At 65.6% G+C, this 18,747-nt stretch carries 20 protein-coding genes and 2 tRNA genes; 10 read left to right on the top strand and 12 right to left on the bottom strand.

The genetic code is table 11. The features are described from left to right. Nucleotides 1–43 precede the first annotated feature (43 nt). The 4 genes from M2432_RS09905 (at nt 44) to M2432_RS09890 (ending at nt 1,352) form a co-directional block, all read left to right on the top strand. On the top strand, nt 44–961 hold the full coding sequence (locus M2432_RS09905) for a DUF3566 domain-containing protein (RefSeq protein ID WP_280826621.1): 918 nt from the start codon (nt 44–46) through the stop codon (nt 959–961). A gap of 89 nt (nt 962–1,050) precedes the next feature. Then, nucleotides 1,051–1,124, top strand: a tRNA-Ile gene (locus M2432_RS09900). 42 nt (nt 1,125–1,166) lie between these two features. Further along, nucleotides 1,167–1,289 carry a hypothetical protein gene (locus M2432_RS09895; protein ID WP_280826620.1) on the top strand — a complete coding sequence of 41 codons (123 nt, stop codon included), beginning with the start codon at nt 1,167–1,169 and terminating at the stop codon, nt 1,287–1,289. Next, nucleotides 1,280–1,352: transfer RNA gene (locus M2432_RS09890), tRNA-Ala, on the top strand. Before M2432_RS09895 ends, M2432_RS09890 begins: the two co-directional genes overlap by 10 nt. 631 nt (nt 1,353–1,983) lie before the next feature. Here M2432_RS09890 and M2432_RS09885 read toward each other — a convergent pair. Both M2432_RS09885 and M2432_RS09880 read right to left on the bottom strand, forming a co-directional pair. Further along, nucleotides 1,984–2,220 carry a hypothetical protein gene (locus tag M2432_RS09885; RefSeq protein WP_280826619.1) on the bottom strand — a complete coding sequence of 79 codons (237 nt, stop codon included), beginning with the start codon at nt 2,218–2,220 and terminating at the stop codon, nt 1,984–1,986. Nucleotides 2,221–2,577: 357 nt separating this feature from the next. After that, the gene (locus tag M2432_RS09880) at nt 2,578–2,817 is read right to left on the bottom strand and encodes a hypothetical protein (RefSeq protein WP_280826618.1); all 240 of its coding nucleotides are present in this window, start codon (nt 2,815–2,817) and stop codon (nt 2,578–2,580) included. Between the two features lie 425 nt (nt 2,818–3,242). Here M2432_RS09880 and M2432_RS09875 point away from each other — a divergent pair, with 425 nt between their 5' ends. The 3 genes from M2432_RS09875 (at nt 3,243) to M2432_RS09865 (ending at nt 4,392) form a co-directional block, all read left to right on the top strand. Beyond that, nucleotides 3,243–3,539, top strand: coding sequence for a hypothetical protein (locus tag M2432_RS09875; RefSeq protein ID WP_280826617.1), 297 nt, complete (start codon nt 3,243–3,245; stop codon nt 3,537–3,539). 195 nt (nt 3,540–3,734) lie between these two features. Then, nucleotides 3,735–3,983 carry a hypothetical protein gene (locus M2432_RS09870; protein ID WP_280826616.1) on the top strand — a complete coding sequence of 83 codons (249 nt, stop codon included), beginning with the start codon at nt 3,735–3,737 and terminating at the stop codon, nt 3,981–3,983. Between the two features lie 148 nt (nt 3,984–4,131). Beyond that, nucleotides 4,132–4,392, top strand: a complete 261-nt coding sequence (locus M2432_RS09865) for a hypothetical protein (RefSeq protein WP_280826615.1) — start codon at nt 4,132–4,134, stop codon at nt 4,390–4,392. A gap of 629 nt (nt 4,393–5,021) precedes the next feature. Here M2432_RS09865 and M2432_RS09860 read toward each other — a convergent pair. After that, nucleotides 5,022–6,530, bottom strand: a complete 1,509-nt coding sequence (locus tag M2432_RS09860) for a DUF4157 domain-containing protein (RefSeq protein ID WP_280826722.1) — start codon at nt 6,528–6,530, stop codon at nt 5,022–5,024. A 392-nt stretch (nt 6,531–6,922) separates the two neighbouring features. Continuing rightward, a complete protein-coding gene (cwsA, locus tag M2432_RS09855; RefSeq protein WP_280826614.1) occupies nt 6,923–7,330 on the bottom strand; it encodes a cell wall synthesis protein CwsA in 408 nt (135 codons plus the stop codon). Nucleotides 7,331–7,429: 99 nt separating this feature from the next. Here cwsA and M2432_RS09850 point away from each other — a divergent pair, with 99 nt between their 5' ends. Further along, nucleotides 7,430–7,975: a peptidylprolyl isomerase gene (locus M2432_RS09850; RefSeq protein ID WP_280826721.1), complete on the top strand. Its 546-nt coding sequence runs from the start codon at nt 7,430–7,432 to the stop codon at nt 7,973–7,975. Between the two features lie 71 nt (nt 7,976–8,046). Here M2432_RS09850 and M2432_RS09845 read toward each other — a convergent pair whose 3' ends face one another. Together M2432_RS09845 and crgA are read right to left on the bottom strand one after the other, a co-directional pair. Further along, complete coding sequence (locus tag M2432_RS09845) at nt 8,047–8,478, bottom strand: PH domain-containing protein (RefSeq protein WP_280826613.1); 432 nt, start codon at nt 8,476–8,478, stop codon at nt 8,047–8,049. 156 nt (nt 8,479–8,634) lie between these two features. Continuing rightward, the gene (gene crgA / locus M2432_RS09840) at nt 8,635–8,919 is read right to left on the bottom strand and encodes a cell division protein CrgA (RefSeq protein WP_280826612.1); all 285 of its coding nucleotides are present in this window, start codon (nt 8,917–8,919) and stop codon (nt 8,635–8,637) included. A gap of 74 nt (nt 8,920–8,993) precedes the next feature. Here crgA and M2432_RS09835 point away from each other — a divergent pair, with 74 nt between their 5' ends. Both M2432_RS09835 and M2432_RS09830 read left to right on the top strand, forming a co-directional pair. After that, complete coding sequence (locus M2432_RS09835) at nt 8,994–9,818, top strand: DUF881 domain-containing protein (RefSeq protein ID WP_280826611.1); 825 nt, start codon at nt 8,994–8,996, stop codon at nt 9,816–9,818. A gap of 49 nt (nt 9,819–9,867) precedes the next feature. Then, nucleotides 9,868–10,521 carry an aminodeoxychorismate/anthranilate synthase component II gene (locus M2432_RS09830; protein WP_280826610.1) on the top strand — a complete coding sequence of 218 codons (654 nt, stop codon included), beginning with the start codon at nt 9,868–9,870 and terminating at the stop codon, nt 10,519–10,521. A gap of 150 nt (nt 10,522–10,671) precedes the next feature. On the opposite strand, the gene pknB is transcribed toward M2432_RS09830, so the two are convergent. From pknB to M2432_RS09800, 6 genes are read right to left on the bottom strand one after another with little or no spacing between them, the layout of a single operon-like run. Continuing rightward, nucleotides 10,672–12,549, bottom strand: a complete 1,878-nt coding sequence (gene pknB, locus M2432_RS09825) for a Stk1 family PASTA domain-containing Ser/Thr kinase (protein ID WP_280826609.1) — start codon at nt 12,547–12,549, stop codon at nt 10,672–10,674. Beyond that, on the bottom strand, nt 12,546–13,796 hold the full coding sequence (locus tag M2432_RS09820; protein WP_280826608.1) for a protein kinase: 1,251 nt from the start codon (nt 13,794–13,796) through the stop codon (nt 12,546–12,548). Before M2432_RS09820 ends, pknB begins: the two co-directional genes overlap by 4 nt. Then, on the bottom strand, nt 13,793–15,271 hold the full coding sequence (pbpA, locus tag M2432_RS09815; RefSeq protein ID WP_280826607.1) for a D,D-transpeptidase PbpA: 1,479 nt from the start codon (nt 15,269–15,271) through the stop codon (nt 13,793–13,795). Before pbpA ends, M2432_RS09820 begins: the two co-directional genes overlap by 4 nt. Next, the gene (locus M2432_RS09810; protein WP_280826606.1) at nt 15,268–16,683 is read right to left on the bottom strand and encodes an FtsW/RodA/SpoVE family cell cycle protein; all 1,416 of its coding nucleotides are present in this window, start codon (nt 16,681–16,683) and stop codon (nt 15,268–15,270) included. The genes pbpA and M2432_RS09810 overlap by 4 nt, the downstream gene beginning before the upstream one ends. Continuing rightward, nucleotides 16,680–18,218 carry a protein phosphatase 2C domain-containing protein gene (locus M2432_RS09805; RefSeq protein WP_280826605.1) on the bottom strand — a complete coding sequence of 513 codons (1,539 nt, stop codon included), beginning with the start codon at nt 18,216–18,218 and terminating at the stop codon, nt 16,680–16,682. Before M2432_RS09805 ends, M2432_RS09810 begins: the two co-directional genes overlap by 4 nt. Then, nucleotides 18,215–18,682 (bottom strand): FHA domain-containing protein, encoded by a 468-nt coding sequence (locus tag M2432_RS09800; RefSeq protein WP_280826604.1) that lies wholly within the window; start codon nt 18,680–18,682, stop codon nt 18,215–18,217. Before M2432_RS09800 ends, M2432_RS09805 begins: the two co-directional genes overlap by 4 nt. Between the last annotated feature and the right edge of the window lie 65 nt (nt 18,683–18,747).

Below are 18,747 nucleotides of genomic sequence, written 5' to 3'. Positions count from 1 at the left end.
CCGGCTGCCTGACCGCAGTCGGCCTGATTGAAGGAGCCGTCAGGTGAGTTCCCCGAACGAGCCGGGACACGCCCGTACCGATGCTGGACCCACAGGCAGCAACGGGGCCCTGACCGGTGCGGGTGCCGGGGCGCACGAGGCCGCAGCCGTTGACGCGACGCAGGCCACCGATGCACCGCCTTGGCAGCGTGGCCGGGCCAGGCCCGCCGCCGACGGACCGCGGGTGGCCCCTCCGGCCGGGACCGGCCAGAGTCTGGATGATCGGCTGAACCGGTTCGTCAGTGGTGGACCCGCTGCCACGCATGATGCGGAAACGACCAAGACCCCAGCGGCCTCGGCAAATCCGCCGGCGTCTGCAGTAACTACTACGGCGGTCACTGCGCTGGGCAATGTCCCTCTCAAGGCGGCTCCCCCGGCCGCGCCCCGGGTGGTCGAGACCGTCCGGACCGAGACCCGTTCGGCGGACACGTACGCCAGCGAGTTGCCGGACCTGTCCGGCCCGAAGGTGGCACAGCGACGCGCAGCTGAGCGTGCAGCGAATCCTCCTGCACGCCAACCAGTTTCCGTCACCCGGGGAGAATCGTCCAGTCGGCAGCAGGCCCCGTTGCGGGCAAACATGCAAGTCCGCCGCTTCGATCCATGGAGTGTGCTGAAGGTGTCGCTGGTGTTGTCGGTAGCGCTGTTCTTCGTCTGGATGATCGCGGTGGCGTTCCTCTACCTCGTGCTCGGCGGTATGGGTGTGTGGAGCAAACTCAACAGCAACGTCGGTGATCTGCTCACCAGCGGCGGCGGCAGCGGCGGGGAGCTGGTTTCGGCCGGCACCATCTTTGGCGGCGCGACTCTCATCGGACTGGTCAACATCGTGCTGATGACGGCGATGGCGACCACCGCAGCATTCGTCTACAACCTGACGACAGACCTGGTCGGCGGCATCGAAGTAACGCTCGCAGACCGGGATTGATTGCTGCCTCGTCAGCGCGACTGGCATCGCGTTTTGGGCGGAGAGGACCCCATACGGTAATCTCATCGCTCGGCCGCAAGGCCAGTTCCGGGCCTATAGCTCAGGCGGTTAGAGCGCTTCGCTGATAACGAAGAGGTCGGAGGTTCGAGTCCTCCTAGGCCCACGGAAGTCGGTACAACCGACTCCCTCACCGGAAGGGTGCACCTTGAGGCTGGTCGTGCTGTTCATCAGCGCCGCGGCCGCCATCGCGGCGGTGCTCGTGTGGCGAAGCCACCACGGCGCCGAGGTCTGGCACACAGCTCAATCGGACACCATCGAGGGGCCTTAGCTCAGTTGGTAGAGCGCTGCCTTTGCAAGGCAGATGTCAGGAGTTCGAATCTCCTAGGCTCCACAAGTAAAACAGCAGGTCACAGTGGTTCTGGCACTACTCGCCAGGGCCGCTGTTCTTGTCCGTGGACACGCCATGGACACACTTTCGAGTAATCCCATCGGTAATAAGGAACAATCCGCGGACTGCTGGCACTCGCGATCCCGTCGATGCGCCGGCGGCCCTAACCGTTGGTCTTTGCCGCGGCTGGCGTTGATGGAGATCATGGACAAACGCTGGACCTAGAACCCGATTCCTTTGCGCAATGCTGCTTTCCGCTAAGTAAGTGGCGCGCGGGATATGGTCCTGGTGTTTGCTAAGCACTCGTCCCACTCTTCGGCTATCTCCATGGCTTCGTTCTGTGTTCGGCGCCCAACCCCGAGTGATCGTCCACTGTGGGTTCTCGGCGTTGTAGAGGGTCGCCATCCACTGGTCACCGCTCATGGCGTAGATGCGGTAGAGCCGGCCAAACCGGCTCGCTTTCATCACGCCCTCGTCGTCGGCCTCGGTCCATGCCAGTGGCCCGCTCATGCTGCTAATTCAACCGCGTCTTGGGGAAGTGTCGGGCAGTGACGGACCACTCCGTGTTGCGCTGGTGCCAGTCTTTGAATCCGAAAGACCAGTCATGACGCCAGTCGCCTTGTCTGCGTGGCCGCTATGGCGTGGCGGTGCGTTCCGGGCGCGTCGCGGGAAAGCGACGATGCAGCCCGTCGATCAATCGATGTGTGTGGTAGAGCTCATGTCGCAGGTCGGCTGCGGCCCGTCGGCAGTGCTGCGAGTGTTTATGCGCCAGCCGGTGTTCGGCTGCTTCGAGCTTCGATGACGTTTCGTTCACCTGCTCCCACAGCGCGGCCAGCAGAACGCGGGCCTGCGCGGTGTTTGCATCGTCCACGACTCGCATCATCGCAGCCTTCGTGTTGCGAGGCATTTGGTTGAGATGTTGTTGTGTCCATATTGGAATGACTGCCCCAAAAGCCGAGTGTGAGAAATCCTCCCCACTCGCTGACCGCCAGGGCTATGTTGACTCGAATGTTGGGGCGGCATCACTTGGCGGGCGTGGCTGACATGGCTCAAGCCGAGTATTATCGCGGCGTCCTCGAGCAGGAGAAATCCGAGCTGCAGGCGCTTCTTGCTGTACAGACACGTCAGTTGACAAGGTGCATGGCGGTGGACGCCGTGGCCGCGGCCAGCGATGAACGTCGCGCGATCTGCAGAACTGAGCGTGACTTGGGTGTGATTGATCGAATGCTCAGAGCGCTGGGGCGACGGTTTCCTGACGAGGAAGATCTGCGGCGCCGAGGCTAGAGAGCACTTGCTTGGCGTGACGTTCCACGAACAGCGGGACGTAGTCGCGCACTGGTTTGCCCTCGAACCGGGCGTACTCCTCTTCGATGATGCGGTGGACTTGGTCCGGTTCGACCTGCTGGTAGGACGCGACGAGTCGGCCGTAGAGTTCGTCGATGATCTGCTTTTCGGTCATTGCGATCATGTCAAGCAGTGTGCCCCTGTGGAGCTGCGTCTGTCGATATCTAGATAGGTCGCAATGGACGCTGTGCAGGCCTTGATTCTGATCATGGCCAAACGCCAGCTGCCGACTTGAGGGCTCAGTTCTGTTCGAGGATGAATTCGCGTAGACCGATTGGCCAGTGCCAGAGTCGCCTATCCGTTATCGCTCAGTGCGAGACAGGTGATGTGGACGCCGCGGTCTGACTCGGGTCTGAAGATCACCGCATTGGGGATGTGTCGCCGTACGGGGACATACAGGGCCGGGGGGTCGATGGGTTCGTGGCACAGTTCACAATTCACGCGAATGAGTCTGCGTGGTCGTGAGCCGCCAGTCGAGTAGTCGGTCCGTTGGCCGGTCCATCACGGTCGACGTCCCGGTGGCACCCACTCAATGCGATAATCGAATGCATGTTCGAGTCGTGGGAGAACATCGCCGGCTATCGAACCCTGATCCCCTGCGATCGCACAGCCATGGTCAACACGAGTTGCCTGCCAACCTCCGGGACTCGCCGCGACGAACTACCCCTCTGGGTCAAGGCCGGCGGCCTACAGATCGATTACGAGATGCCAGCCCGCCAATTGGCTTGGGTCAGGCGAGCGGATGGTTCGTGGATCGCGGTTGTCGAACTGAGCGTCCGCAGCGGCAACCAACAGTCCTCGTTGACCGCGACACTGTGGCTGCCGCCGGGAGCGATTAGGGCTTAGAGGCTGGGCGTCCAGAACGGGACTGGTGGATTGTCCACAGGAAAACGGCCGCGCAGGCGAACGTGCCGGCAGGCACTGCGTCGGTGTGCATTTCCAGCTCACCTAGCAAATCTGGCGCGCGATCATCGGAAACGGCTTAGGACCACACGGGTAGCATTACTGCTTGTCGGGGGCCATTGGCCGGAGGTACCGATCATGTTCGACGCGACTCGCTCACTCGTCGTTGCTGCCGCAGCAATACTGACGTTGGGCTTCAGCACCCCCGTCGCCAATGCCGACCCGCCAGGACCCGGCTCCGCCTGCGGCCCCGACAAGGTGATCACGTCCATCAACACCTGTGAGGCGCTCAACTCATCGTGCACGGGGTATGACGGCATGCTGATTGGGCGGGTGGCCGCTGACGGCCGGTGCGTGATTCCGGGGATGGACGGCACCCGGTGGTAGGCCGGACCGGTAGCGGGCGAGTCGTCACTGACCGTCGATGGTTGCAGTTGCTCCCGTGGGCTGGGTCAGGTTTGGTCAGGCCTGCGCGTTTCAACGGGCTCGCCCAGGGACATTCACCAATACGCGGGTCGGCGAGATTGGAGGCAGCATGAGCTGGTCAGAAATTCTCCGAAAGGCCGCGGTGGGACTCGGCGCGCTGGCAGTGCCGGCGGCGTTCACGGTCGCCGGCGCGGGTCAAGCGTCAGCAGATCATGGTCCAGGTGCCTGCGTCACCGGCCCTTTCGGGTATGCATCCGCATGCGTGAACGGGCCCGGATGGTGGGGGCCGCACTGGGACGGATGGCGCCCAGGTTGGCACGGTGGTGACGGCGACTCGCAGGGTGGCAACTGGCAGGGTGGCGACGACTAAGTTCGATTCTGTGGCTGCCGCCGTCCGCAGTAGTTGCGGCTACTCCGTATTTTCCCCGTATAAACGCCCGTGATTCGGGGTCTACTTACCTGCAGGCAACTTCCGCGAGTTCAACAAGGCGTTCCGCTGATCTGACCGGTTCTGGGCGCATCGTGGACACATAATGGACACAGTTACAGATAACTACCGTGAACCGCTGTCATGTGTTTACGCAGGTTGGGGAGACTGTAACCCCTTGAACAGCACAGTGATTCGCCTTTGCAAGGCAGATGTCAGGAGTTCGAATCTCCTAGGCTCCACAAGTCAAAACAGCAGTTCAGAAGCGGTTTCGGTACTAGCTACCGAGGCCGCTTTTCTCATCCGTGCCCACATTTTGCCCACACCTGCGAGTAATCCCCGCCGTCAGCAAGTTATTTTACGGCCACCCCAACGGCCTCCACATCGGACGGGCCGGTGCCGGGCGTCGAGGTGCTCTAGGGCAGGCTGCCCGAAAGGTAGACCGAGGCCGGGCTATTCCCGGCTGTGTCTGTTGTCTATGAAGGCCTCATAGTGGACGGGGAGCCTCTATTCCTGTGCGGTAGACGGAGGCGCTCCAGTCCATCCGCTCTAAATCGGCGGGGGCACCCGGTCTACCGGCTGGACTCCTCCTTCTTCTCCTTCTTGGGCGGCGGTGGGGCGGCAGGCTTCTCGGGGACGATGCGGATGGCCTCGAGCTGAGACGGGCGCGACCAGGCATCGGTGTGGACCCGGAAGTGCTTGCCTTTCCCTGCATTCTGCAGGCAGCACAGGTCGTTGTCCGTGGCGCCCGGCAAGTTGATGCCCTTGCCGGGGTCCCAGTTGTAGCAATCGAACGCCTGCACCGTCCAGGGTTCCAGGTGCACCCATAGGAAATCCGGGTTCCCTCCGACGTCTTTCGGGTTCTCCGCCTTGGCGGTCACCTTGGAGCACAGCGTGTACCCGCCGAGGGCCAGGCCAAGGTCGTCGTCGAGACTGCCCGTGAAAGCGTTGGCCGTACCGGTCCACTTCATGTCCACCGTGCCCCCGATCTTCAGCTCGCCTTTGTCAAAGCGTTTCTTGGCGCCCTCCAGGAACTTCTGCAGGTGCTCGCCGTCCAGCTTGTCCTTGGTCGCCGGGTGGTCGCGCACCAGCGGGACGGGCAGCACCCGCTCGGTGCCGGAGCCGTCGAGGAAGTGGAGCAGGTTGGCGGCGGCATTCGGGAGCTTCTCCTTTTTTTGTGTCGCACCAGCTACGGCGTTGGCGTGCAAGGTGTCGATGGCCGCGGCGTCCGGGTACTTCTTGCAGTATTCGGCGACCGTCTGGCAACTCGCAGCGGCTCCTCCGCATTCGGTGTCCAGGTGGTCGAGGTCGCATTTCAGGCCCTTGTATTCGCTTTCGCCTTGGGCGAGACGCTGCACTGGGGCGGTTCCGCCCCGCGACGCCGGCCGGATCAGACGGGGAGTCGCCGGCACCGTGGCAGGCGGTATCCGCCCGATCACCCGGGCCGCTGTCTGATCGGCCTCCCGCTCGAAGGGGTCGGCGGGCGCGCTCAGCGCGAGCCGCCCGTCGGCGGTTGGCTGACCGGCTACTGGTCCCCGTGACTGCTGGACGACGTGCGTGAGTTCGTGGGCGAGTGTGCGCCGACCTTCGGTGGTCGCGGGGGCATAGGCCCCGTCCCCGAATACGACGTGGGTTCCGGTGGTGTAGGCCACCGCGTTGAGCGCCCGGGCCGAGCGGGCGGGTCCGGGGCCGGTGTGGATGCGCACGGCACCGAGGTCAGCGCCCAGCGCGGCCTCCATGCTGGCTCTCAGGCCGGCGTCCAGCGGGGCGCCGCTGCCGCGGACGACGTCCTCGACGCCGGCAGCCAGGCCCGTCGCCGGAGCGGCACCGCCGGAGGTTCCTGCCCGCCGCTGGACTGGGGCCGCGGCGGGCTCCTCCTTCTCGTCGCAATGGCAATCGCCCCCGCCCCCGCTCCCGCCGCCGGCGCAGGCCCGCTGCACGGGAACCGCGCTCGGCCGGGCTGCCATCCCGGCGACCGGGCTGCGGGGCGCCCCCAGGCCCGGCTCGGTTCCGGGGCGCGCTCGTTCCAAGGCGCGCCGGGCGCCCGGCGGGTCGGAGACATGCTGCGGGGGCAGGGCCATCACGGCCCTCAACGCTGCGCCCGCGGCGTCAGCCGGGCGTCACCAGACCGTCCCCGGCGTCGCTTGGAGACGACATCGGTCACACCCTGGCCTCGCTTACCTCGAATTTCGTGCCTGCGCCGCCGGACCCTAGCTGCTCAACGATGGACGGCGGCCAGGTGCTGCCCGATCCCCTCTAATGCCGTGCAGTGCTTCGCCATCGGCGGCCCACCGAGCAAGGCGTCGCAGGTTCGGCAATGCCAGCTCGTGTGTCCTCCGCCGCCGTATCCCAGGCAGTGGCGGGACGCTGTGCGACGGAAACGAGTACCGAACTACTCAGGCCCATCGGCGAGAGCCAGCGAACATTTCTTGTAGATGGCGCGCCGCCAACGGCAAGCCAACGCTCGAGTGCTTTAAGGCTGCGGATTCACATCCACACTCGGCGGCAATGGCGACGGCTCCGGCTGCATTGAACGTCGGACGATTGAGAAGGCCACGCCACCGAGCGCCAGCACGGCCACCGTCACTCCGACGATGAGCAACGGCCGCCGGCGCCGTCCTGAGGACGCCACCTCCTGGACCAAAGCGAGATCCTGACCGCCCTCCTCCGAGCCGCGGCAGCGTCCGCCCGCCCACCGGGCACCGGCAAGCACCGAACCGATACCGAAGCCCAACACTCCCCTGGTCAACCCAAGTAGGCCGAGCAGGATGTACAGAGGCCCGGCTACCGAGAGCTTCACTCCGTGGGCCAGTCGCGAACCCGGACCTGGGCGCTTATCGTCGGCGCTGTCGCCTTCGGTGGTGTCGATCTCGCTGCTCATGGAGGACCCTCTCTGCCGATGCCGCACCCCAGACTCCACCGCCGTGGGCTATGGCGTCAACGGTATTCGCCGGGGGCGGGTTCGGTGCCCAAAATGTGGGTGGCAGACTGGTTTTCCGTGACGAGCCCAATTCAGACAGCGACCGCGACGCTGCACACCAACCGCGGTGACATCAAGATCGCTCTGTTCGGTAACCATGCACCCAAGACCGTCGCCAACTTCGTTGGTCTGGCGCAGGGCACCAAGGACTACAGCACCCAGAACGCCTCCGGCAGCGCGTCGGGTCCCTTCTACGACGGCGCGGTTTTCCACCGGGTCATCGATGGCTTCATGATCCAGGGTGGTGACCCCACCGGCACCGGCCGCGGCGGCCCGGGCTACCAGTTCGCCGATGAATTCCACCCGGAGCTGGCATTCGACAAGCCCTATCTGCTGGCTATGGCCAACGCCGGGCCTGGCACCAACGGTTCGCAGTTCTTCATCACGGTGGGCAAGACGCCCCACCTGAACCGCCGGCACACCATTTTCGGTGAGGTTGTCGATGGGGATTCGCAGCAGGTCGTCGATGCCATCGCCACCACCGCCACCGATCGCGGCGACCGTCCGACCGAGCCGGTCGTGATCGAGTCGATCACCATTTCCTGACAAACGTTCAACGCACGGCGCGGCCGGGCCCTCAGGGGTGACCAGCCGCGCCGTGTGCGTTCAGGTGGGCTTCAGGCGGTGTGATCCTGACCGGGCGCGTAGCCGGCCTCGGTCAGTGCGTCGAGTACGTGAATGGGGTCCGTTCCCAAGTCCCACCGGGTGAACACCAGCAATCGATCGTCGTCGGTCTCCAGTTCTAGCAACCGGGTCTTACGTCCAATGCGACGGAACTCGGTGATGCGCACGCTTTTCAGCTCGCTACGGGTGTATGTCGTGGTTCGCCACCAGCCACGAACAGTTAGACCGGCTGAGTTGATTGCCAGCTTTGGTCGTGCGCGCACCGACATGCCGGCAAACACGAGCAGACCGACGGCCGCGGCACCGGCGAGGACACGGCCGGGCGCATCTGTGACGGACGTCACACATATAGTAGCCAACATCACACCAAAGACCGCGCAACCAGCGATTGCCGCCGTTCGAGGGCCCCAATGAGTTTGCTGCATGAGTTGTTCACACCCCCTCACCGTGGGGAATCGAGTTATCCACAGATGCTATCCCCAATGGGGATGAATCACATTGGTGTGATTGGGGGTCTTGTTGGTAGCCAGCGCAGTTACGGAAAATGGACCGTATGTAACGCTCTGACTACGTTGACCAGCTCAGCGCCACCGCATGGTCAGCAGGAGGCCCGTGATCATGAAGGCAAACGCGATGGCGTAGTTCCACTGAGCAAGGTCAGCCATCCACTGCAGAAGGTGTGGAGTACCCACCGGGTTGGACGCCGCCAGCTGGAACACCGCCAGCCACAGCAGCCCGATCAGCATGAGGGCACAGAAAAACACCACGAACCACACACTCGACGGCCCGGCCTTGACCTTGACCGGCGTCCGACTCACCGGGTTGACGGTGAAGTCATTCTTCTTACGGACCTTGGACTTGGGCATGGGAACCTTTGCGGGCAGTCGGTGCCGCCCGGCACGCGGGAAAATCCGGCGATTCGATGCGACTATGGAGCGGTATGCACACTGAGCCTAACGCAGGTCAACCCCCGGTCCGGAACTCGCAGAACCCGGCAGGCGGAGATCACGCGACAAAACCCCAGCCGCACCACTCCCGGTGGCGGTTCGGCGTGCCTGTCGTCTGCCTGCTGGCGGGGCTCCTGCTGGGCACTACCCACGGAGTGTCCGGGGGCAATGAAATCCGCCGCAGTGATTCGCCGCGGCTCGTCGACATGGTTCGCGATGCTCAGCAGACGGTCAGCGCTCGTACAGCCCAACGCGACGACCTGCAGCATCAACTGGACAACCACCACGGTGGCACTTCCGGTGCTGGAGCGGCACTGAGCGCAATCACCTCCCGCGCGGACGAGCTGGCCCTGGACCTCGGGCTGGACGCGATGCGTGGCCCGGGCATGGTGATCACCCTCAACGACGCTCAGCGCGACGCCCAGGGCCAGTTCCCACGTGACGCCGCCCCTGACGATCTGGTTGTGCACCAACAGGACATCCAGGCGGTGCTCAACGCGCTGTGGAGCGCAGGCGCAGAGGCAATCCAGATGCAGGACCAGCGCATTCTGGCGACGTCGGCTCCGCGCTGCGTGGGCAACACCCTGCTGCTCAACGGCCGCACCTACAGTCCGCCGTACGTCATAACCGTGATCGGCGATGTGGCGGCCATGCGGGCGGCGCTGGTCGCCGCGCCGTTGGTGACGTTGTACCGGCAGTACGTGGTCCGGTTTGGCCTCGGCTACACCGAGGACCCCCGACCGTCGGTAGATGTGGTCGGGCACCGAGTCCCGTTGAAGTTGAAGTACGCAAAGCCGGCCGGTCCGATCACGTATTGATGAGCCACTGACTCCGGTAGTCCGATTGGGTACCCAGTAGCCTGGCGACATGCAGGTTCTCGTCCTCGACAACTACGACAGCTTCGTGTTCAACCTGGTCCAGTACCTGGGCCAGCTCGGGGTGCACGCTCAGGTCTGGCGTAACGACGACGAGCGGGTGTCCTCGCCCGAGGGGTTGGCGGCGGTAGCCGACGAGTTCGACGGCATCCTATTGAGTCCCGGCCCCGGAACACCGGAACGAGCCGGCGCGACGATTCCGCTGGTGCGGGCATGTGCCGAGAGCGGGACGCCGGTGCTCGGCGTGTGCCTGGGCCACCAGGCGATCGGGGTGGCGTTCGGCGGCACGGTGGACCGCGCACCCGAGCTCCTCCACGGCAAGACCAGCCTGGTGCATCACGCGAATATCGGTGTGTTGCAAGGACTTCCGGACCCCTTCACGGCCACGCGCTATCACTCGCTGACCATCCTGCCGGAGACCTTGCCGGCCGAGTTGGAGGCCACCGGACATACCGACAGCGGCGTCATCATGGCTGTGCGGCATCGCGAATTGCCGATCCACGGTGTGCAGTTCCATCCCGAGAGCATCCTCACCCAGGGTGGGCACCGGATGCTGGCCAATTGGCTGGGTGTCTGTGGCGAGGCGCCGGATGAGGGTTTGGTGCGGCGGCTGGAGCGGGACGTCGCGGATGCCATCGCCGGCTGAGCCGGCAATTGAACGGCGCGGCTGAGCCGGCAATTGAACGGCGCGGCTGAGCCGGCAATTGAACGGCGCGGCTGAGCCGGCAATTGAACGGCGCGGCTGAATGGTATGGCTGAGCCGCGGGTCTCATAGCCGCGGCTCACCCGATCTGAACTACTGCGCGAAACTCAGCGTGATCGATGCGCCGAAATTGACTCCCGCGCCCGGCGCCGGGCTCTGGCTCACCACCGCGTTGCTGCGCTGACCGCTGTTCTGCACGTCGGCACCCTTGATCAGCACCCCTGTCCAACCCAGCGCCCGCAGATTCGGTTCAGCGTCGGTCCAGAACTGGCCGGACAGGTTCGGCATGACGAACTGGTTGCCCTCGGACACCTTCAGGGTCACCGGGGCGTCCTTGGCGGTCGGTGTACCCGCGGGCGGATCGGTACCGATCACTTCACCGGAGGGCCGCGGACTGTCGACCGGAGCGATCAGGACGGCAGTGAAACCCAGCGTGGTCAGGTTGCCTTTCGCCACCTCGGAGCTCTGCCCGGCGGTGTCGGGAATCGGCACCAGGCCCGGGCCCGACCCGACGATGATCGTGATGACGTTGGTGATCGCCGAGGTCTGATGGGCCGGCGGGTTGGTCGCAATGACCTTGCCCTTCTGCTCCGGCAGGGACTGGGACACCGTCTGCTGAATATTTCGGAAGCCGGCCGACTGCAATTTGGCCATGGCGTCGGTGGGCGTCAGCTTCGAGACGTCGGGCACCTCGCGCTGCTCGGGGCCGGTGGAGATGTTGATGGTGATCTCGTCGCCCGCGGAAACCGACGTGTTGGCACCGGGCTCGGTGCCGATCACGTGGTCGGGTGCCACGGTCGAGTCCGGCCGCTGCTGGGTCCGGGTCTTGAAGCCGCGATTCTGCAGATTGGCCACCGCGTCGGCCTGGGCCTGCCCGCGGACGTCGGGGATCTGCTGGTCGTGCGGCTTGTCGTTGATCATGTTGATCGCGACGGTCACCACCACGGTGAGCACCGCCAGCACCGCTACCGCGATCAGCCAGCGCCCGATCGGCGTACCGCGATCACGGGCGGCGTACGGCACTGGCCGCACTGAGATCTGGTCCTGCGCCGTGGTGCGGGGGCCGTAGCCGCCCTCGCCCATCAGGGCTGTGCGGTCGGCGTCAGTGAACACCTTCGGCGCATCCGGGGACTCGCCGCTGTGCACCCGGATCAGGTCGTTGCGCATGTCCGCAGCGCTTTGATACCGGTTGTCCGGGTTCTTGGCCAGCGCCTTGAGGATGACGGCGTCCAGGTCCGCGGAGATGCCGGGGTGCCGATGCGACGGGGGCACCGGGTCTTCGCGGACGTGCTGGTAGGCCACTGCGACGGGTGAGTCGCCGACGAATGGGGGCTCGCCGGTGATCAGCTCGTACAGCACGCATCCAAGTGAGTAGACGTCCGAGCGGGCGTCAACGGTCTGGCCGCTGGCCTGTTCCGGCGACAGATACTGCGCGGTGCCGATCACCGCGGCCGTCTGGGTCATCCGGTTACCGCTGTCGGCGATCGCCCGGGCGATGCCGAAATCCATGACCTTCACCGCGTTGGCCTTGCTGATCATGATGTTGGCCGGCTTGATGTCGCGGTGCACGATGCCGTGCTGGTGGCTGAAGTTCAGCGCCTGGCAGGCATCGGCGATGATCTCGATGGCCCGTTTCGGGCTCAGCGGGCCATCGGTGTGCAGGATGTCGCGCAGCGTCACGCCGTCGACGTACTCCATGACGATGTACGGCAGCGGCCCGTTGGGTGTCTCGGCCTCGCCGGTGTCGTAGACCGCGACGATCGCCGGGTGGTTCAGCGCGGCGGCGTTCTGGGCTTCGCGGCGGAAGCGCAGGTAGAAGCTCGGGTCGCGGGCGAGGTCGGCGCGCAGCACCTTGACCGCGACGTCGCGGTGCAGGCGCAGATCGCGGCCGATGTGGACTTCGGACATGCCGCCGAAGCCGATGATGTCACCGAGTTCGTAGCGGTCAGAGAGGTGCTGGGGGGTGCTCATAGCTGGTTTGACCCGTCGGAATGCCAGGGCAGGGGGCCTGCGGTTGACCACTGCGGAGCCAGGGCACCCGGGGTCTTGGTGGTCTCGGTGATGGTGTTGGTAACCGTCGGCGGCGGTGACGACGGGTGCGCCTTGCGGTCCTGTGCGTTGAGCACGATCAGCACGGCGATGACAATCGCCAGGGCACCCAGCACGCCGGCGGCCCAGAGCAGCGCGCGCTGACCCGGTGAGAAGGTGCGGCGTGCGGGTGGCGGCGACGAAGGTCGATGGCTACCGACGGCCGCGCGAGGCCGCGGTGCTGCGGCCGGGGGCCGAGGGTTGGCGTCGACGGCTGTACGAGCCTGGGTGTTCGACGGGATGGTGGCCGGGGTAGCCCGCCCGATGGTCGGAGCCTGGTTGGGCCGCGGAGGGCGGCGACCGGCGCGCACAGCGGCAACCGCATCGGCGAAGGGACCACCGCTGCGGTATCGGTGCGCGGCGTCCTTGGCCAGGCTGATTTCGATCAGCTCGCGGACGTTGGGCGGCAGGTCGGACGGCAGTGGGGGCGGCGGTTCCTTGATGTGTTTCATCGCCACGGTCAGGGCGCCGTCACCGGTGAATGGTCGACGACCCGAAACCGATTCGTAGCCAACAACTCCCAGTGAGTAGACGTCGCTGGCGGCAGTTGCGTCATGGCCGAGCGCCTGCTCGGGTGCGATGTACTGTGCGGTGCCCATCACCATGCCGGTCTGGGTGACCGGAGCTGCGTCGACGGCCTTGGCGATGCCGAAGTCGGTTAGTTTCACCTGGCCGGTCGGGGTGATCAGGATGTTGCCCGGTTTGACGTCGCGGTGCACCAACCCGGCGCTGTGCGCGACCTGCAGGGCGCGTCCCGTCTGTTCGAGCATGTCCAGCGAGTGCCGCAGAGACAGCCGTCCGGTGCGCTTGATCACGGAGTTCAACGGTTCGCCGTTGACCAGTTCCATCACGAGGTAGGCGGTGCGGCCCGCGTCGTCCAGTTCGGTCTCGCCGTAGTCGTAGACGCTGGCGATGCCCGGGTGGTTCAGCATGGCGACGGTGCGAGCTTCGGCCCGGAACCGCTCGACGAACTCGGGGTCGGTGGAGTACTCGGCCTTGAGCACCTTGATGGCGACTTGGCGCCCGAGCCTGCTGTCGACGCCCTCCCAGACCTGACCCATGCCGCCGGTGGCGATCAGCCGTTGCAGTCGATAGCGGCCGGACAGCGTTACTCCGACCCGCGCGCTCATGATCCCTCCCGAAGCGCCGCAGCGATGGTGGCCCGCCCGATCGGTGCAGCCAGTGCACCGCCGGTCGCGGACAAACGGTCGCCACCATTTTCCACGAGGACCGCGACAGCCACTTTAGGGCTCCGCGCCGGTGCAAACGCGATGTACCAAGCGTGGGGTGGGGTGTTGCGCGGATCGGTGCCGTGTTCGGCGGTGCCCGTCTTGGATGCGATCTGCACGCCGGCTATGGCCCCTTTCTGCTGCGTCACCTGCTCGGCGCCGACCATCAGATCAGTAAGTGTAGCTGCGACCTGGGATGAGACCGCTCGCCGCTGCGGGTGCGGTGCAGTGGCGGCGATGTTGGAGAGGTCGGGTCCCTTCAAGTCGTTGACGAGATACGGGCTCATGGTGACACCACCGTTGGCGATGGTCGCAGCGACCATCGCATTCTGCAGGGGGGTCATCGCAACGTCCTTCTGGCCGATGCTGGAAATAGCCAGGGCCGGCGGGTCAGTGATCTGCCCGACGGTGGACTGCGCCACCTGCAGCGGAATCGATGGCGGGGATGAATCCAGGCCGAACTGCTTGGCCGTCGAGCGCAGGGCGTCGGCGCCGGTGTGCATGCCCAGTTCCACGAAAGCGGTGTTGCACGATTTGGCGAATGCTTCACGCAGCGTCACCTGAGGGCCGCTGCCACATGGACTGCCGCCGTAGTTCTCCAGCGTTGCGGTGCTGTCCGGCAACGTGATCCGGGGCGCCGACGTCAGCAGGGTGTCCGGATTGGCGCCGCCCTGCAGGGCGGCCGCGGTGGTGATCACCTTGAACGTCGAGCCCGGCGGGTAGGTCTGGGAGATGGCTCGATTCTGCAAGGGCGAGTCGGGATCGTCCCGCAATCTCTGCCACTCCGCAGACTGCTGGGCGCCGTCGTGCGAAGCCAGCAGGTTCGGGTCGTACGACGGCGCGGACACCATGGCCAGAATCTTCCCGGTGGCCGGATCCAGCGCGACGACCGAGCCCTTGCACGGACCGCCATTGCACCCATGTCCCATGGCGTCCCAAGCGGCCTGCTGTACCCGCGGGACGATCGTGGTGTCCACGTTGCCGCCGCGCGGGTCGCGGCCGGTGACGAAGTCCGCCAGTCGGCGCCCGAAGAGCCGTTCGTCAGAGCCGTTGAGGATGCTGTCCTCGGTGCGTTCCAGGCCGCTGCTCGAGTAGAGCAGGGAGTAGAACCCGGTCACCGGCGCGTACTCCAACGGGCTCGGATAGATGCGCAGGTACCGGAACCGCCCGTTGGTGGGCATCGAGTAGGCCAGCAGCTGGCCGCCGGCGGTGATCTGCCCGCGTTGACGCGAGTACTCATCGAGTAGCACTCGCTGATTGCGCGGGTCGGTGCGCAGACCGTCGGCGGCGAACACCTGGGTGAAGGTCGCGTTGGCCAGCAGCAACACGATCAGCGCCATGACCAGCATGGCGACGCGGCGAAGCGAGGTGTTCATACCTTGGAGATCACCTCAGTGCTGGCCGCCGCGATCGACGTTGTATTGGGCTTGCGGTTGGCGACGGGTCGACGGGCGACGTGCGATATGCGCAGCAACAGGGCCAGCAGCACATAGTTGGCCAGCAGCGACGACCCGCCGTAGGACATCCACGGGGTGGTCAGACCAGTCTGTGGGATCAACTTGGTCACCCCGCCGACGACGATGAACAGCTGCAGCGCCAGCGCTGCAGACAGGCCGGCGGCCAGCAGCTTGCCAAAGCTGTCCCGCACGGCGATCGCGGTGCGCAGACCCCGGATGATGACGACGGCGTAGAGCATCAGCACCGCCGCCAAGCCCACCAGACCCAGCTCCTCCCCCACCGCGGAGATGATGAAGTCGGTCGACGCATCGGGCACGGTGCCGGGCTGCCCGTTGCCCAGGCCGGTGCCGAAAATGCCGCCGGTGGCGAAGCTGAACAGCGACTGCACCATCTGGTAGCCGGCGCCGTCGGGGTCGGCGAACGGGTCCAGCCAGTTCTGCACCCGGACCTGTACGTGGTGGAAAAGGTGGTATGCCACAACGCTTCCCAGGCCGAACAACGCCAGTCCGATGATCACCCAGCTCACCTTCTCGGTGGCTACGTACAGCAGCACCAGGAACGTCGCGTACAGCAGGAGCGAGGCGCCGAGGTCCTTCTCGAACACCATGACGCCGATGGACCCGACCCAGGCGACCAACAGCGGGGCCAGGTCTCGGGGTCGCGGCAGGTCCATGCCCAGCACATGCTTGCCGGCGCTGGTGAACAGCCCGCGCTTGGTCACCAGGACGCTGGCGAAGAAGATGAGCAGCAGAATTTTGGAGAACTCTGCGGGCTGAATTGAGAAGCCGGGCAACCGAATCCAGATCTTGGCGCCGTACTGCTCGGCGACAGAATCAGGGAGCAGAGCCGGAATGGCAAGCAGCACAAGGCCGGTCAGCCCGCACAGGTAGCCGTAGCGGGCCAGCATGCGGTGGTCGTGCACGGTGATCAGCACGAGGGCGAACACCACGATGCCGGCTAACATCCACAGCAGCTGCTGATTGGCGTTGCCTCCAGGCACCAGACCGGTCGGCCGCGGGCCGGCGGCCAGGTCGAGCCGGTGGATCATCACCAGACCCAGGCCGTTGAGCAGCGCCACCACCGGCAGCAGCAGCGGGTCGGCATACGGTGCGTAGCGCCGCACCACCACATGCGCGACGCCGAAAAGCAGCACGTAGCCGACACCGAATTTGACGAGATCCAGCCGCAGCCCGCGTTCCTGATTGGCCTCCACGATCAACAACGCCACCATGGTGATGGCTGTGGCGAACCCCAGCAGCAGCAACTCGGAGTTGCGGCGGTTGGGCAGCGGAGGGAGGACGGTGACCGGTGACTGCGGCTGGGTCGTCATGACTCTGTCCGGCAGTTGGTGCCCGGCTCCTGCGGTGGAGGCGGCAACGCGGTGACCGTGGGGGCCGGCGCTGCGATGGTCGGGGGGCCTGCAGGTGGGGCTGGCGTCGGGGCGGTCAGTACCGGCGATGCGGGCACGGGTGAGGGCGGCGTCGGAGCGCCCGGTGCGGGTGCGGCGGAGGCCGACGGTGCCGGAGCGCCCGGGGGCGGAGCGGGTACCGGTTGCGGCACGACGATCGGCGGTGCCACCACCGGGGGTGTCACGACCGCAGGCGCGCAGACAGGCAACAACGACGTGTGGCCGAGCTCTTTGAGTTGGCGGATCGCGTCATCGACGCTGCCGGCGGGCAGGCCTGCGGCGACCTGGGCGCGCTCGGACTCACGCAGGTCGCCGATCTTCATCGGCTGGCAGTCGGCGCGGTTGTCGTCGACGCCGATGATGGTCAGTGCCGAGTGGCCGTCCAGACAAGCCAACAGGTACGGCTCCTGCAGCGGAAGGCCCAGTAGTGAGCCCTGTACGCCCCGCATGATGAACACCGAACCGTCGTGCTCGGCGACGTAGTAATTACTGCGGATGATCATGCGGCCGACGGCCAGACCGGCCAGCAGCAGCACGATCAGTGATATGGCCCCGATGATCACGTTGCGTCGGGTATGACTCTTGTGCGGTGGCGGATCGAGTTGCGCCACAGGCTTTTTGGCGGCTTCGGCGCGCTTGGGGTTGAACACTGCGGCGCGACCGGCGGCGGTGTTGGGGGGAAGAGTGTCGTCGTCCTGTCCGGAGACGGCACCGGCCAGGATAGGTGCGGTCTGGCCGTATTCGTAGTCAACGACGTCGGCCACCACGACCGTGACGTTGTCCGGGCCGCCACCGCGCAGGGCCAGCTCGATCAGTCGATCGGCGCTGTCGACGACGTCGGGAATCTGCAGGGCGCCCAGGATGGTTTCGTGACTGACCGGGTCTGACAGCCCGTCGGAGCACAGCAGATAGCGGTCGCCGACCTGGGCTTCGCGCATTGTCAGCGTCGGCTCGACCTCGTGCCCCGTGAGAGCCTTCATGATCAGTGAGCGCTGCGGGTGACTGTGGGCTTCTTCGGCGGTGATCCGGCCCTCGTCGACGAGAGTCTGGACGAAGGTGTCGTCTTTGGTGATCTGCACCAGCTCGCCGTCGCGAAGCAGGTAGCCGCGGGAGTCGCCGATGTGCACCATGCCCAGCCGATTCCCGGCGAACAGGATGGCGGTCAGCGTGGTGCCCATGCCTTCAAGCTCGGGGTCGGCTTCGACGTGCGCGGCGATGGCTTCGTTGCCGTCGTGGACCGCGTTGTTGAGCTTGACCAGCAGGTCGCCACCGGGCTCGTCGTCGTCGAGGTGCGCCAGCGCGGCGATGACCAGCTGAGAGGCCACCTCACCGGCGGCGTGACCGCCCATGCCGTCGGCCAGGGCCAGCAACCGGGCACCGGCGTACACCGAGTCCTCGTTGTTGGCGCGGACCAGGCCGCGGTCGCTACGCGCGGCGTATCGGAGAACAAGTGTCACGGGCGCAGCTCAATTACCGTCTTGCCGATTCGAACCGGCGTCCCCATTGGAACCCTTACCGCCGTCGTCACTTTCACCCTGTCCAGGTATGTACCGTTGGTCGATCCTAGGTCTTCGACGTACCACTCGGAGCCTCTGGGCGACAGCCGGGCGTGCCGTGTCGATGCGTAGTCGTCGGTCAGTACCAAGGTGGAGTCGTCGGCCCGGCCGATCAGCACTGGTTGGCTGGTCAGCGTGATGCGGGTGCCGGCCAGAGCACCCTCGGTGACTACCAGATGACGGGCGATGCCGCGACGTTGGCGGCTGGGCAACAGGCCTCCCCGCAATGCCAGTCCACGGCGCACCATGACCGCACCGGTGGGGGCGTAAATATCGGTACGCAGAATGCGGAGTACCGACCAAATGAATAGCCATAGAAGCAAAAGGAACCCGACGCGCGTCAGTTGCAGTACTAACCCCTGCATCCGACGTCCTCTCCGTCACCGTATGGCGCCTGTGGCCGATGTCCGGCAACCGTCGGCACCGTCAC

It is taken from the genome of Mycobacterium sp. OTB74 (genome assembly GCF_029892685.1).
Lineage (GTDB): Bacteria > Actinomycetota > Actinomycetes > Mycobacteriales > Mycobacteriaceae > Mycobacterium.
The sequence above is the reverse complement of the archived record's forward strand: the minus strand, read 5'-3'. Positions and strand labels throughout refer to the sequence as shown.

What these genes read in the sequence shown, in the direction of transcription:
- M2432_RS09870 (WP_280826616.1), top strand. Translation starts at nt 3,735, where the DNA reads ATGTTCGACGCGACTCGCTCACTCGTCGTTGCTGCCGCAGCAATACTG.
- M2432_RS09845 (WP_280826613.1), bottom strand. Translation starts at nt 8,478, where the DNA reads ATGCAGCAAACTCATTGGGGCCCTCGAACGGCGGCAATCGCTGGTTGC.
- M2432_RS09865 (WP_280826615.1), top strand. Translation starts at nt 4,132, where the DNA reads ATGAGCTGGTCAGAAATTCTCCGAAAGGCCGCGGTGGGACTCGGCGCG.
- M2432_RS09860 (WP_280826722.1), bottom strand. Translation starts at nt 6,530, where the DNA reads ATGGCCCTGCCCCCGCAGCATGTCTCCGACCCGCCGGGCGCCCGGCGC.
- M2432_RS09830 (WP_280826610.1), top strand. Translation starts at nt 9,868, where the DNA reads ATGCAGGTTCTCGTCCTCGACAACTACGACAGCTTCGTGTTCAACCTG.
- M2432_RS09820 (WP_280826608.1), bottom strand. Translation starts at nt 13,796, where the DNA reads ATGAGCGCGCGGGTCGGAGTAACGCTGTCCGGCCGCTATCGACTGCAA.
- M2432_RS09810 (WP_280826606.1), bottom strand. Translation starts at nt 16,683, where the DNA reads ATGACGACCCAGCCGCAGTCACCGGTCACCGTCCTCCCTCCGCTGCCC.
- M2432_RS09800 (WP_280826604.1), bottom strand. Translation starts at nt 18,682, where the DNA reads ATGCAGGGGTTAGTACTGCAACTGACGCGCGTCGGGTTCCTTTTGCTT.
- pbpA (WP_280826607.1), bottom strand. Translation starts at nt 15,271, where the DNA reads ATGAACACCTCGCTTCGCCGCGTCGCCATGCTGGTCATGGCGCTGATC.
- M2432_RS09880 (WP_280826618.1), bottom strand. Translation starts at nt 2,817, where the DNA reads ATGATCGCAATGACCGAAAAGCAGATCATCGACGAACTCTACGGCCGA.
- pknB (WP_280826609.1), bottom strand. Translation starts at nt 12,549, where the DNA reads ATGAGCACCCCCCAGCACCTCTCTGACCGCTACGAACTCGGTGACATC.
- cwsA (WP_280826614.1), bottom strand. Translation starts at nt 7,330, where the DNA reads ATGAGCAGCGAGATCGACACCACCGAAGGCGACAGCGCCGACGATAAG.
- M2432_RS09875 (WP_280826617.1), top strand. Translation starts at nt 3,243, where the DNA reads ATGTTCGAGTCGTGGGAGAACATCGCCGGCTATCGAACCCTGATCCCC.
- crgA (WP_280826612.1), bottom strand. Translation starts at nt 8,919, where the DNA reads ATGCCCAAGTCCAAGGTCCGTAAGAAGAATGACTTCACCGTCAACCCG.
- M2432_RS09835 (WP_280826611.1), top strand. Translation starts at nt 8,994, where the DNA reads ATGCACACTGAGCCTAACGCAGGTCAACCCCCGGTCCGGAACTCGCAG.